The sequence below is a fragment of the Nocardia sp. CA-151230 genome (genome assembly GCF_050942175.1).
GTDB lineage: Bacteria > Actinomycetota > Actinomycetes > Mycobacteriales > Mycobacteriaceae > Nocardia.
Map to the genome: position 1 here is coordinate 497,906 of NZ_CP192061.1, position 13,137 is coordinate 511,042.

The window sequence follows — 13,137 nt, forward strand, 5'->3', positions numbered from 1 at the left end:
GGTGATGGTCGGGCGACCGAATCAGGCCCGGCGCTGCCGCGCCACCTCGGCCAGCACCACGCCCGCCGCCACCGAGGCATTGAGCGACTCGACCGGACCCGCCATCGGAATGCTCAGGATCGAGTCGCAGGTCTCGCGCACGAGGCGCGACAAGCCCTTGCCCTCCGAGCCGACCACGATGACCGTCGGTGCGCTGCCGTCGAATTCGTCGAGGGTGGTGTCGCCGCCCGCGTCGAGGCCGACGATCTGGTAGCCCTTGTTCGCCCAATCCTTCAGCGTGCGAGTCAGATTCGTGGCCCGCGCGACCGGAAGCCGTGCTGCGGCACCCGCACTGGTGCGCCACGCCACCGCGGTGACACTGGCGCTGCGCCGCTGGGGGATCACCACACCCTGCCCGCCGAAGGCCGCCACCGAGCGGATGACCGCACCCAGATTGCGCGGATCGGAGATATTGTCCAGCGCCACCAGCAGCGCCGGCTCGCCCGCGTTGTGCACCCGGTCGACCAGATCGTCCGGATGCGCGTACTTGTACGGCGGCACCTGCAACGCCATGCCCTGATGCATGGCGTTGTGGCTCATCTTGTCCAGGTCGGTGCGCGGCACCTCCAGGATCGAGATACCGATCTCGGCGGCCGTCTTCACGGCCTCGGAGAGGCGATCGTCGTTCTCCGTGCCATTGGCGACGTACAGCGCGGTCGCCGGCACGCCCGCCCGCAGGCACTCCACCACCGGGTTGCGGCCGAGCACCAGCTCCGGACCCTCGTTGTCCTTGCGGCCCGCGATGGGCCGGGCGGCATTGCGCGACCGGGTGGTGGCGGCCGTCGACTGGGCCTTGGCCTTCGCCTTGGCGCGCTTGGCCGCGACGTGATAGACCCGGTCCTCGGCCTTGGGCGTCGCGCCCTTGCCCTCGAGTCCGCGGCGGCGCTGCCCGCCGGAGCCGACGGTCTGCCCCTTCTTGCTGCCTGCCTTGCGTGTCGCCCCGCGTCGCTGGGAATTGCCTGCCATCACTTCGCCTTCCGTATCTCGCGGGTATCCCGCCTCGGCCCGGCCGCGGGACGAACCCGCTCACGGTCGATCATGCGGGAAACCTGCCTCCGGTCGGCGCAGCGAACGGCTGCGCCCCTGTCTGAACTTCGCGCTGCCCCAGAGCAGCGCCTCCGGTCGGCCACGAGCCGCGCGGCATTGCCGGAGGGATGCTACGAATTGTGCCCCACGCTGGGCCGCCACCCCGAATTCGGTGCGCTCCGCCACACCGCGCGAGCTAGCCCGCGCGGTATTCGGGTGACCCGGGTTCCGCCGATGCGGAACCGCTCACTTCTTCTCCTTTGCCAGGGACCATTCCGCGCCCCGCGGCGTGTCGGTGACCTCGACTCCGGCGGCCGAGAGCCGGTCGCGGACCGCGTCGGCGGTGGCCCAGTCCTTGTCGGCGCGCGCCTGCTGCCGACGCTGCAGTTCCGCGCCGATCAGCACATCGAGTGCTGCGATGGCGGCGGAATTGTCTTCGGGCGCGGCCCAGTGCTCGTCGAGCGGATCCACACCGAGAATGCCCAGCATGGCCCGGACCTGCCCGGCCAGCATCCGCGCGCCCGAGAGGTCACCCGCGTCGAGCGCCTTGTTGCCCTCGGTCACCACGCCGTGAATCGCGGCCAGTGCCTGCGGAACTCCGAGGTCGTCGTTCAGCGCGTCACCGAATGCCGGGGTCCAGGTGCCGACCGGAACCTCACCCGTGCGCTCGGCCACCCGCAGCACGAAGGCCTCCAGCCGCTGGTATCCGGCGGCCGCCTCGGTCAGTGCCTGATCGGAATACTCGATCATGGACCGGTAGCTCACGCTGCCCAGGTAGTAGCGCAGCTCGACCGCGCGCACCCCGACCCGTTCCAGCACATTCGGAATGGACAGCACATTGCCGAGCGACTTGGACATCTTCTCGCCGCCCATGGTCACCCAGCCGTTGTGCAGCCAGTAGCGGGCGAATCCGTCCCCGGCCGCGCGCGACTGCGCGATTTCGTTCTCGTGGTGCGGGAAAACCAGATCCATTCCGCCGCAATGAATATCGAATTCCGGTCCGAGATAGAACTCGGCCATGGCGGAGCATTCCAGATGCCAGCCCGGGCGACCAGGACCCCACGGCGACGGCCAGCTGGGCTCGCCCGGCTTGGCGGCCTTCCACAGCGTGAAGTCGCGCGGATCCTTCTTGCCCTGGCCCGCGCTCTCGCCCTGGTGCACGTCATCGAGCTTGTGCCCGGACAGTTTTCCGTAGTCCGGGAAACTCAGCACGTCGAAATAGACATTGCCCTCGGAGGCGTAGGCGTGGCCGCGTTCGATGAGCCGCTCCATCATCCCCACCATCTGGGTGATGTGCCCGGTGGCGCGCGGCTCGCCGGACGGCGGCAGCACGCCGAGCGTCTCGTAGGCGCGGTCGAAGGCGCGCTCGTGGGTCGCGGCCCATTCCCACCACGGGCGGCCGTGCTCGGCGGCCTTGTTCAGAATCTTGTCGTCGATATCGGTGACATTGCGAATGAAGGCGACGTCGAAATCATTGGCGGCCAGCCACCGTCGCAGCACATCGAAGGCGACGCCGCTGCGCACGTGCCCGATGTGGGGTTCCCCCTGAACGGTCGCGCCGCACAGGTACACCGAGGCTTTGCCAGGGACCAGCGGCGTGAATTCACGCAGGGTCCGCGTCTCGGTGTCGAAAAGGCGCAGAGTCACGACAGAGCATCCTAGCTGTTGGGAAATCGGCGGATTACGGGTGCGTCAGGCGCGACAACACAGCAGCGCGGTGGCGACCGCCGCCACGCCCTCGCCGCGGCCGGTGAGGCCCAATCCGTCGGTCGTGGTGCCGGACACCGAGACCGGCGCACCCAGAATCTCGCCCAGCACCTGCTGCGCCTCGGCCCGTCGCGGGCCGATTTTCGGGCGATTTCCGATTACCTGTACAGCCGCATTGACAATTATGAATCCGGCCTCGTCGAGCAGACGCCGGACTTCTTTCAACATGGCCGCGCCCGACACGCCCGCCCATTCCGGGCGACCGGTGCCGAAAACCGCGCCCACATCGCCCAGCCCGGCGGCCGACAGCAGCGCGTCGCACAGCGCGTGCGCTGCGACATCACCGTCGGAATGTCCCGCACAGCCGCTGTCGCCCTCGAACAGCAGGCCCGCCATCCAGCAGGGCCGGCCCGATTCGACGGGGTGGACATCGCTGCCGATGCCGGTGCGCAGCGCCATGGGATCCATCACGGGGTGATCACCGCTTCGCGTGTCGTGTCCAGCCCACCTGCCGTGTCGGCCGTATCACGGCGCGCGGCAAGGGTATTGGCGAGGACCAGGTCCAACGGCGTGGTGATCTTGAAGGCCAGGGCGTCACCGAGCACCGTGTGAACGGTCGCACCGAGCATTTCCACCAACCCCGCGTCATCTGTCGCCTGTGTACCCACAGCGTAGGCGGCGCGCAGCAGCGCGGCATCGAAGCCCTGTGGAGTCTGGATGGCGCGCAGACCGGATCGATCCGGGGTACCCGTCACGGCTCCGGCCGCGTCCACGGATTTGATGGTGTCGGTCACCGGCAGCGCGGGCACCACGGCCCGCGCGCCCGCGCGCAGCGCGTCCACCACGCGAGTGATGAGCGCCGGCGGAGTCAGGGCCCGGGCGGCATCGTGCACCAGCACCAGGGTGGCATCGGGCGCGGCCGCGAGACCGGCCCGCACCGAATCGGTGCGCTCGGCCCCGCCCGCCACGACCTGCACGGGCACGGTGGAAACGGGTAGCAGAGCGCGGGTCTCGGCGACGAGTTCGGCGGGCACCATAACCACAACGTCGTCGACCGATCCGGAATCGATCAGCCCCTGGACCGCCCGAGTGAGCATGGGACTGCCGCCGACGTGGACGAACGCCTTCGGCTTGTTCTCACCGAGACGCACGCCCATGCCGGCGGCAGGAACCAGAGCGACGACACGACTGCCGTCGCCGGGTGTAGTTTTCACGGTCAGGAGGCCGCTGCGAGAACCTCGTCGAGCAGGGTCTCGGCCTTGACGTCGTCGGTACCTTCCGCGAGCGCGAGCTCACCGACGAGAATCTGCCGGGCCTTGGCCAGCATCCGCTTCTCACCAGCGGACAGGCCACGGTCCTGCTCACGACGCCACAGGTCGCGGACGACCTCGGCCACCTTGTTCACATCGCCGGAGGCGAGCTTCTCGAGGTTGGCCTTGTAGCGGCGGGACCAGTTGGTCGGCTCCTCTGTGTGCGGAGCCCGCAGTACCTGGAAGACCTTGTCGAGGCCCTCCTGGCCGACGACGTCGCGGACGCCGACATACTCTGCGTTCTCTGCGGGAACCCGAACGGTCAGGTCGCCCTGTGCGACCTTCAGGACCAGATACTCCTTTTGTACACCCTTGATGGTGCGGGTTTCGATAGCTTCGATCAGCGCCGCTCCGTGGTGGGGGTAAACGACGGTGTCTCCGACCTTAAAAATCATGTGTCCCGTGCCCCTTTCGATGTTCACAGTTTAACATGCGACTCGGTAACGGCGCGATCAACGGCGCAGGTCAGGGCCACAACGGAGCGGCGGCGGGGGTTGACAGAACGCGAATCGTGTGCATCCCGTTGTGGCATAAGGGGATAGCGCATCGCATCGTTCGCGTGCATATGCGAGTGCGTACTTCGCATACGCGACCGAGCGCCCTCTCATAAACATCAATGCATCACTCCGGAAAGTCGTCTCCGAATCGTTGTCAGGGCCCCTGACACACCCCCGCCCGGACGTTCTGTGAGACGCCGCGCCCGCGCCGGGCCGCCGCGGTGGGGCTCACGCCACGCGCACGCGACACCGCCCGCGTGTAGAGCGGGGGGAGGGACGGATTACTCTCTTTGACTACTACTCTCCATAGTGGAGTTAGCCCGGTCGACATGGAGGACCCCGTGACTGCCCTGAAAGCCACCACTGCGTCGAAGTCGCGGCGGCGTGCCGTGACAGTTGCTGCACTCGCTGCGGGTGCGGTGCTCGCGCTGTCGGGTTGCGGCGCCGGCCAGGTCTCGCAGACCGCCACCCAGGTCGCCGCCGTCAACGGCAACACCGCCAATGTCGGCTCCATCGCGCTGCGCGACGTGCGCTTCCTGCTCCCGCAGACCGAGGAGTACAACAACGCCAAGGGCGGCAAGGCCGTGCTGGCCTTCAGTGCCGTCAACCTCAGCGACAGCAAGACCGACGAACTGGTCAGCATCAGCACCGACCTGGGCCAGGTCAAGATCGCCGACAAGATCGAGATCAAGCCGTCCAGCACCGTCGTCGCCGACAAGCCGACCGCCAAGGACGCCGCCTCCGCGGCCGCCGGGCGCGAGCAGAACGCCGGCGAGCCCGCCTCCGACAAGGTCACCGACCCGAACGCCAAGCCCGTCCTGATCGAGGTCACCGGCCTCACCAAGGACGTCACCCCGGGCCTGACCTACCCGCTGACCTTCGTCTTCAAGGAGGGCGGCACCGTCGTCGTCAACACTCCCGTCGACGCCGGCGCGAACAACCCGCGCCAGGAGCCCCCGAAGCAGGAGAAGGGCGGCGAGCACTGAGCTCCCGCTAGAAGCCGGACAGCGCCCGCCCTGAGACATCAGGGCGGGCGCTGTTGTCCGATCAGCTATCAGGTTCGCGGCCGTCTCGATTCTGGACCGGCGGAGCGGGGGAGCGAAGCGGAGGAGCGGAGGAGGGAAGAATCGAGACCTCAGGGCCGCGAACCCTGCCCGGAGCGAAGCGGAGGGCAAATAGAGCACAGTGTCGGGGGCGCTGGCTAGGCTGCCCGGCGTGGCCAAGGTGAAATCGCTGTACCGGTGCGCGGACTGCTCGCACGAGGTCGCCAAATGGGTTGGGCGCTGCCCGGATTGCAACGCGTGGGGGACCATCGAGGAGATGGCGGCGTCCGCGTCGGCTGTCGCCGTGGGGCGGCGCGCGATGCTGCCCAGCACGGCGGCCGCGCCGATCTCGAGCATCGACTCCAAGAAGACCCAGGCTCGGTCGACGGGGGTGTCCGAGCTGGACCGGGTGCTGGGCGGCGGGATCATTCCCGGGTCGGTGGTGCTGCTGTCGGGCGAGCCCGGAGTGGGCAAGTCGACGCTGCTGCTCGAGGTGGCGCACCGGTGGGCGCGGGCGCGCGACGAGATCGCGCTGTACGTGACCGCGGAGGAGTCGGCGGGCCAGGTGCGGCTGCGAGCGGACCGCACGGGCGCGGTGCACGACAAGGTGTATCTGGCCGCGGAATCGGATCTGGCGACCATTCTCGGGCACGTCGAGCAGGTGAAACCCTCACTGCTGGTGGTGGACTCGGTGCAGACCATGCTGGCCGCCGATGCGGACGGCGTGATCGGCGGTGTCACCCAGGTGCGGTCGGTGACGGCGGCGCTCACCTCGCTGGCCAAGGCGAGCGGCATCGCGGTGCTGCTGGTCGGGCACGTCACCAAGGACGGCGCGGTGGCCGGTCCGCGCACGCTCGAGCACCTGGTCGACGTGGTGCTGCAGTTCGAGGGCGACAAGCACTCCTCGCTGCGCATGGTGCGCGGCATCAAGAACCGCTTCGGCAGTACCGACGAGGTCGGCTGCTTCGAGATGCGGGAGGCCGGAATCCATTGTGTGGACGACCCTTCGGGGTTGTTCCTGCACCATCGGGGCGACGCGGTGCCGGGGACCGCGGTGACGGTCGCCATGGACGGCAAGCGGCCCATGCTGGGTGAGGTGCAGGGCCTGACGGTGGACACCCAGGCGCCCGCGCCCCGGCGCGCGGTGAGCGGGCTGGACTACAACCGCGTTTCCATGGTCCTGGCTGTCCTGCAGAGCCGCGGGGGCGTCTTCGTGGGCAAGCAGGACGTCTACGCGGCCACCGTGGGCGGTATGCGGCTCACAGAGCCCGCCGCGGATCTGGCTGTCGCGCTTGCCATTGCGAGCGCCAGCCAGGATCTGGCGCTGCCCAGCGGCCTGGTGGTGCTGGGCGAGGTGGGGCTGGCGGGCGAGGTGCGCCAGGTGACCGGGCTGACCCGCCGGCTGGCGGAGGCGGAGCGGCTGGGTTTCACCGAGGCCCTGGTGCCGCCGGGCGCGGAACGCACCGGCCGCAGCATGACCGTGCGCGAGGTCGCCGATATCCGTGCCGCCCTTGCCGTTACCGGGTTGCGCCGGCGGCGCGGTGCGCAGGCCCCGGCGGAAATGGCTGAATGACAGCCGAAATCGAATGAGGTCGCGGAATCGAATTCGATCCGGGCCGGAATTCGGTTCGCAATTACCGGAATTCTCGAGAAACGGCGGAGGCCGGGACCCGATCGATCGGATCCCGGCCTCCGCCGCTGTGTGCTGAATTCAGGCGAGATTGAAGGGCTCGGGGGCGCTGCGGACCGAACCGAGTTGCGCCACAACGGTGTAGGGGCCCGCCGGGACGGGAACCCGGTCGCCCGCGCAGTTGGGCTGGGAGGTGGCGCCGGACCAGGTGACGGTGAAGGCGGCCTGCTGGCCGGGCGCCAGGGTGTGCAGGTCGGGGGTGCCGTCCGGGTAGCAGTCGGTGCTGGACCACAGCCTGCGCTGGCCGTCCAGGGACTGGACCTGGACCAGCTGCAGGCCCGACCCCATGTCGCGTTCGCAGGCGGCGCTGGAGATATTGGTGATGACGATGCCGAACTGCGGCTGCTCGCCGACCTTGTAGGTGGGCTGCCCGACGGCCACCTTCACGGCCAGCGACTGGTCGGGGCACAGACCCAGCGCGGCCGGGGCGATGGCGCTCGGGGTGACGCCGGAGGGCTTGGCCGCGCTCGGTTCCGGGGCGCTCGAGGAACTGCTCGCGGGTTTGGTGGTGGCCGCGGCGCTCGAGGTGGTGGCCTTGGCGTCCGTCTTGTGGTCGCCACCGCCCTTCAGCAGCGCGAAGGCCACCCAGATCACCAGCGCGAGGCCGAGCACCATCGCGCCGATCGCGACCGCGCGACGGCGCCAGTAGATTTCGGGTGGCAGTGGTCCGTTCGGTTCCAGCACGGTGACAACGGTAAGCGCACCGTCCGGGTCATCCCGAGCAGGGTGTCGGCGTGTCGGACGTGAAAGCGCCTACAGGGGCGGTAAATTCCGCCGCCCGCAGCAGCGAAACGCGCATCCCCGGCAGAACCGGCTCCATCCCGGCGGAGCGGGCTAGACCACCTCGCCGATATTGCCGATGACGCGGTGCAGCTTGATCTCGCCGTCGCCCAGGTTGTAGGTGACGCAGGCGATGGCGCACTCGCCGGTGGCCACCCGCTGGGAGATGATCATCGACCGCTGCATGAGCAGGCGGGCGGTCTCCTCGACGTGGCGGGCCTCGAGCTCGTCGACCGATTCCAGGCCCTCGCGGCGGCCGATGAGGATGGACGGGGTGACACGCTCGACGACCGAGCGGATGAACCCGCCGGGAACGTTGCCGTGGTCCAGGGCGTCGATGGTGGCGCGGACCGCGCCGCAGCTGTCGTGGCCGAGCACGATGATCAGCGGCACCGACAGCACCTGCACGCCGTATTCGATGGAGCCCAGCACCGAGGCGTCGATGACGTGACCGGCGGTGCGGACCACGAACATGTCGCCGAGACCCTGATCGAAGATGATCTCGGCGGCGACGCGAGAGTCGCCGCAGCCGAACAGAACTGCCGAGGGCTGCTGCCCGGCGACGAGCTTGGCCCGGTCGGCCGCGCCCTGGCTAGGGTGCTGCAACGTGCCGTTGACGAAGCGCTCGTTGCCTTCGCGCAAGGCTTTCCATGCACTGATCGGGTTGTTATGCGGCATGTGTCCCATTTTCCATAGCCCTCGGGTTACCGGCGAGTCCTCAGCGTTACGGTCGGGCAAAGACGCGCCGACCGGATCGCCACGCGCCCGGTGAGCCGCCGGGTGGGCGGAAACCGGCCTCGCCGAAATGGATACCATCGCGCGTGGCGGCGTGCGGGATTTCCGGCTCCGAAACGGCCCGGGAGGAGGCGAAGGTGGACAGCGACGCGCTCATCGACTGGTACGGCGAGACCGCGCGGGACCTGCCGTGGCGACGGCCCGGTGTCACGGCGTGGCAGATCCTCATGAGCGAGATCATGCTGCAGCAGACGCCGGTGGTGCGCGTCGAACCCATCTGGCGGGAGTGGGTGGCCCGCTGGCCGGTGCCCTCCGCCATGGCCGCCGCGCCGCAGGGCGACGTCCTGCGCGCCTGGGGCAAACTCGGCTATCCGCGGCGCGCGCTGCGTCTGCACGAGTGCGCCCGGGTGCTGGCCGAGGAGCACGGCGACGAGGTTCCGACCGACGTGGACGTGCTGCTGAGCCTGCCCGGGATCGGAGCGTACACCGCGCGCGCCGTGGCCTGTTTCGCGTACGGGCAGCGAGTTCCGGTGGTGGACACCAACGTTCGCCGCGTGGTGGCCCGCGCCGTGCACGGCCGCGCCGAGGCGGGCAATCCGGCGAACCGCGATCTCGCGGAAACCGAGGCCCTGCTGCCCGCGCGGGTCGACCGGGCCGCCGTCATGTCGGCCGCGCTGATGGAGCTGGGCGCGCTGATCTGCACCGCGCGGACCCCGGATTGCGAGCGCTGCCCACTTCCCGCGTGCGCCTGGGTGACCGCGGGCCGCCCGGCCTCCGAGGTGGTGCGGCGGGTGCAGAAGTACGAGGGCACCGACCGGCAGGCGCGGGGCCGCCTGCTCGACGTCCTGCGCGGGGCGTCGGGTCCGGTGGAGCGGGTTCGCCTGGACCTGGCCTGGACTCGCGATCCGGGCCAGCGCGATCGAGCCCTGGATTCGCTGCTGGTCGACGGTCTCATCGAGCAGACCCCCGACGGCCTGTTCGCCCTGGCGGGCGAGGGCAGCTGACCCGCGGACGCCCCTCCCGGGCCGAGGGGTCGTTGTCCGGGAGGGGCGTGCAGGGGCGATCTGCCGCCCCTCATGCGGTAGATCGCGGTGTCGCAGCCGGTTTCGCGGGATCCGGCCCGAAACTCAGGCTGCGATGAGGACTCTGCGGCGATTGCGGGTGCGGCTGCCCACCACCCGGCAGATCAGGTAGATCGTGAACGAGATGGTGGTGACGAAGGTCGAGATCGGGACGCCGGGGGCCAGCGACAGCAGAATGCCTCCGACGGCGGCGATCTCGGCGAACACGATCGACAGGATCGCCACCCGGGCCGGGCTGGCGGTGAGCTGGGCGGCCGCGGCGGCGGGAGTGATCAGCAGCGAGAGCACCAGCAGCGCGCCGACGATCTGGACGCCGAAGGCCGCCGTCACGCCGAGCAGCACGGCGAACACGATGGACAGCGCCCGCACCGGAACACCACGCGCCACCGCCACTTCCGGATCCGCGCTGGCGAACAGCAGCGGGCGGTAGACGGCGGCCAGCACCACCAGCACGGCGGCGGTGCAGGTGGCCAGCAGGCCGAGCCCGGAGTTCCCGACGCTGACCACCTGACCGGTCAGCAGCGAGAACTTGGAGCCCGCGCGTTCCGGTCCGAGCCACAGGAACAGCACCGACAGGCCGAGGCCGAAGGACAGCACCACGGCGATCACCGAATCACGTTCGCGGGCACGGGAACCCAGCACGCCGAACAGTACCGCCGCCACCACCGAACCGATGATGGCGCCCAGGCCGACGCCGATGCCGGCCAGCAGGGCGGCCGCCGCGCCGGTCAGCGACAGCTCGCTGGTGCCGTGCACGGCGAAGGACATCTGGCGGCTGATGATGAGCGGGCCGATGGCCCCGGCCAGCAGGCCGAGCAGGGCGGCGGCGAGCACCGCCTGCTGCACGAAGTCGTAGGACAGCAGATGCGCGGTGGTGGAGACGTCGAACATCTGCGAGAACAGCTTGGACAGCTTGTCGATCATGCCCGCGCCTCCTGTGCCTGCTCGCCGTGGCTGTGCCGGTTTTCGCCGTGGCTGTGCCGGTTCTCGCCGTGGCAGTGGGCCGCACCGGATTCGCCGAGGGCGTCCATGGCGTCGCCGGTGCCGACGACCACCAGGCGGCCGCGCACGCGCAGCACGTCCACCTCGGTGCCGTAGAGCTCGGAGAGGGTCTCGGAGGTCATGACCTCGTCGGGCGTGCCGATCCGGAACTGCCCGTCGACCAGGTACAGCACCCGATCCACCAGCGGGAGAATGGGATTGATCTCGTGCGTCACGAACAGCACCGCGGTGTCGTGGGTGCGCCGCCGCCGGTCGATGAGCTCGGAGACCAGCCGCTGATTCGCCAGATCCAGCGACAGCAGCGGTTCGTCGCACAGCAGCACCCGGGGATCACCGGCCAGCGCCTGCGCGACCCGCAGCCGCTGCTGCTCGCCGCCCGACAGCGCGTCCAGTGGCGCGTAGGCGAACCTCTCCGCCCCCACAGCCGAGATCGCTTCCGCCACTTTCCGTTTGCGTTCCCTGCGCCCACGCAGCCCGAGCCCCCATCGATGCCCGTCCACCCCGAGCCCGACGAGATCGACCCCGCGCAGCTGCGCCCCGCCCTCGATGGTCTTCTGCTGCGGCACATACCCGATATCCGGATTCCCCACCCGTACCGGCGATCCCGCGACCTCCGCGGTCCCCGCGGTCAGCCCCAGCTGCCCCAGCAGCATCCGCATCAACGACGTCTTCCCGGACCCATTGGGCCCCAGCACCGCGATGAATTCCCCCGGCGCAACCTCGAGATCCAGCCCCTGCCACAGGGTCCGCTCCCCGAACGACAACCGCGCATTCGATAGCCGCAGCGCCGGTGTGCCCCGGCCGCCGTGTGCGTTGCCTGCGCCCGTGGCCGGCGCGCCGGCGGCAGCGCTCGCCGTCGTTTCGGCCTGCGCCGCAATGGTGTTCGTGTCGGCGGTGGGGGCCGCCTCGGTGGACGGGTGGGGAGTCTCGGTGCAGGTCGAGCGGCCGGAAGGGGTGCGGGGGCGCACTCCGGTGAGGGCGCAACCGGCTTTGGGCGTCGTCACGCCGGTGTCGGACGCCTGCGCGAGGTTCGTGGCGGCCTGCGCGGGGTTCGCGGTCATGGTGGTACTCCCGGATGCGGCGGTGGTGGTGCTGGTCCGTACGGGGTCGGCGTCGAGGGTTGTGGCCGAACTGGTTTCGGGCACGGCGGAGTCGCCGGGCGCGGGGTGGGCGCTCGGCGACCGCGGTGTGGTCCGGTGGTTCAGCGGGATGTCCTCTGCTCGGTGGGGCGATCGGTCAGGACAGGGCCTTGGCGAGGGACTGGGCGTTGTTCGTCATCCAGGTGACGTAGTCCAGGCCCTTGGGGAGGGTCTCGGTGACCTCGACGACGGCGACGCCGGACTTGTCGGCGGTGGCGCGCAGGTCCTTGGTGAGTTTGTCCTCGGTCTGGATGTTGTAGACGAGGGCGCGGACCTGCTTGGCGCTCAGCAGGTCTCGCACGGTGGCCACGTCCTGGGGCGCCGGGTCGGTGCCCTGTTCGATGGCCTCCTGGAAGGCGTGCGGGGTCTTGTCGTCGGCCTTGGCGGCGGTGAGCAGGTAGGCGGCGAGCGGCTCGGTCTGCAGGACCGGCTGGTTCGGGTGCTCGGCGGCGATCTTGGCGGTCACGGCCTCGATGGGGGCCAGCTGCGCGGCGAAGGCGGCGGCGCGGTCGGTGAAGGCCTGCTTGTGGCCGGGGTCGATCTCGCCGAGGGCTTCGGCGATGTGCTGGGCGATGTGCCCGACCTGGTGCAGGTCGTACCAGACGTGCTCATTGGCCTCGTGGTCGTGACCGGCGGCCTCGGTCTGCGCGGAAGTCGGTGCGGCCGAACCGCTCTCGTGCGCGTGGTCGCCCTCGGTGGCGATGTCGAAGGCGTTGACGGTCTTCGTGCTCCGACCCGCGATGGCCTTGTCGATGAACTCGTCGTAGTGGCCGCCGTTGTAGACGACCAGCTTGGCGTCGGTGATCTTGGCGGCGTCGGCGGGGGAGACCTCGAACGAGTGCGGGTCCACCGTGGGGTCGTCGATGATCGATTCGACGGTCACGTCCGGCCCGGCGACGGCCCGGGTGATATCGCCCCAGACATTGGTGGAGGCGACGACGGTCGGCTGATCGGAGCTCTTGGAACTGCCGCAGGCGGTCACGGTGGCGACCGTCGCAAGTCCGGCGGCGAACACGGCGAATCCTCGGGCGAAGCTGATGGTCACGCGGGGTACTCCTGGCACTGCGGCTTACTAGTAACGAAAACG

At 69.7% G+C, this 13,137-nt stretch carries 13 protein-coding genes; 3 read left to right on the forward strand and 10 right to left on the reverse strand.

Features of this window, described 5'->3' with window-relative positions:
* Positions 1-21 precede the first annotated feature (21 nt).
* The 5 genes from rlmB to carD all read right to left on the reverse strand — a co-directional run bounded on the left by rlmB (position 22) and on the right by carD (position 4,477).
* Positions 22-1,005 (reverse strand): 23S rRNA (guanosine(2251)-2'-O)-methyltransferase RlmB, encoded by a 984-nt coding sequence (rlmB, locus tag ACQP1O_RS02225; RefSeq protein ID WP_433564263.1) that lies wholly within the window; start codon positions 1,003-1,005, stop codon positions 22-24.
* A gap of 306 nt (positions 1,006-1,311) precedes the next feature.
* Positions 1,312-2,712, reverse strand: coding sequence for a cysteine--tRNA ligase (gene cysS, locus ACQP1O_RS02230; protein WP_433564264.1), 1,401 nt, complete (start codon positions 2,710-2,712; stop codon positions 1,312-1,314).
* Between the two features lie 45 nt (positions 2,713-2,757).
* The gene (gene ispF, locus ACQP1O_RS02235; protein WP_433567557.1) at positions 2,758-3,225 is read right to left on the reverse strand and encodes a 2-C-methyl-D-erythritol 2,4-cyclodiphosphate synthase; all 468 of its coding nucleotides are present in this window, start codon (positions 3,223-3,225) and stop codon (positions 2,758-2,760) included.
* Positions 3,226-3,239: 14 nt separating this feature from the next.
* Positions 3,240-3,986, reverse strand: a complete 747-nt coding sequence (gene ispD / locus ACQP1O_RS02240; RefSeq protein ID WP_433564265.1) for a 2-C-methyl-D-erythritol 4-phosphate cytidylyltransferase — start codon at positions 3,984-3,986, stop codon at positions 3,240-3,242.
* Between the two features lie 2 nt (positions 3,987-3,988).
* A complete protein-coding gene (carD, locus tag ACQP1O_RS02245; RefSeq protein WP_025346809.1) occupies positions 3,989-4,477 on the reverse strand; it encodes an RNA polymerase-binding transcription factor CarD in 489 nt (162 codons plus the stop codon).
* Positions 4,478-4,920: 443 nt separating this feature from the next.
* Between carD and ACQP1O_RS02250 the strand changes: the two genes are divergently transcribed.
* Together ACQP1O_RS02250 and radA are read left to right on the forward strand one after the other, a co-directional pair.
* Positions 4,921-5,565 (forward strand): hypothetical protein, encoded by a 645-nt coding sequence (locus ACQP1O_RS02250; protein WP_433564266.1) that lies wholly within the window; start codon positions 4,921-4,923, stop codon positions 5,563-5,565.
* A gap of 229 nt (positions 5,566-5,794) precedes the next feature.
* Positions 5,795-7,195 carry a DNA repair protein RadA gene (radA, locus tag ACQP1O_RS02255; protein WP_433564267.1) on the forward strand — a complete coding sequence of 467 codons (1,401 nt, stop codon included), beginning with the start codon at positions 5,795-5,797 and terminating at the stop codon, positions 7,193-7,195.
* Between the two features lie 138 nt (positions 7,196-7,333).
* Here the strand turns inward: radA and ACQP1O_RS02260 are convergent, their stop codons facing one another.
* Both ACQP1O_RS02260 and ACQP1O_RS02265 read right to left on the reverse strand, forming a co-directional pair.
* The gene (locus tag ACQP1O_RS02260; protein ID WP_433564268.1) at positions 7,334-7,996 is read right to left on the reverse strand and encodes a hypothetical protein; all 663 of its coding nucleotides are present in this window, start codon (positions 7,994-7,996) and stop codon (positions 7,334-7,336) included.
* Positions 7,997-8,146: 150 nt separating this feature from the next.
* On the reverse strand, positions 8,147-8,770 hold the full coding sequence (locus tag ACQP1O_RS02265) for a carbonic anhydrase (protein ID WP_379398239.1): 624 nt from the start codon (positions 8,768-8,770) through the stop codon (positions 8,147-8,149).
* 194 nt (positions 8,771-8,964) lie between these two features.
* Between ACQP1O_RS02265 and ACQP1O_RS02270 the strand changes: the two genes are divergently transcribed.
* The gene (locus ACQP1O_RS02270) at positions 8,965-9,831 is read left to right on the forward strand and encodes an A/G-specific adenine glycosylase (protein WP_356998764.1); all 867 of its coding nucleotides are present in this window, start codon (positions 8,965-8,967) and stop codon (positions 9,829-9,831) included.
* Positions 9,832-9,954: 123 nt separating this feature from the next.
* Here the strand turns inward: ACQP1O_RS02270 and ACQP1O_RS02275 are convergent, their stop codons facing one another.
* From ACQP1O_RS02275 to ACQP1O_RS02285, 3 genes are all read right to left on the reverse strand, one after another.
* Entirely contained in the window at positions 9,955-10,833 is an 879-nt protein-coding gene (locus tag ACQP1O_RS02275) for a metal ABC transporter permease (RefSeq protein WP_433564269.1), read from the reverse strand.
* Positions 10,830-11,696, reverse strand: a complete 867-nt coding sequence (locus ACQP1O_RS02280; RefSeq protein WP_433567558.1) for a metal ABC transporter ATP-binding protein — start codon at positions 11,694-11,696, stop codon at positions 10,830-10,832. Before ACQP1O_RS02280 ends, ACQP1O_RS02275 begins: the two co-directional genes overlap by 4 nt.
* A gap of 451 nt (positions 11,697-12,147) precedes the next feature.
* Entirely contained in the window at positions 12,148-13,095 is a 948-nt protein-coding gene (locus tag ACQP1O_RS02285; protein ID WP_433564270.1) for a metal ABC transporter solute-binding protein, Zn/Mn family, read from the reverse strand.
* Between the last annotated feature and the right edge of the window lie 42 nt (positions 13,096-13,137).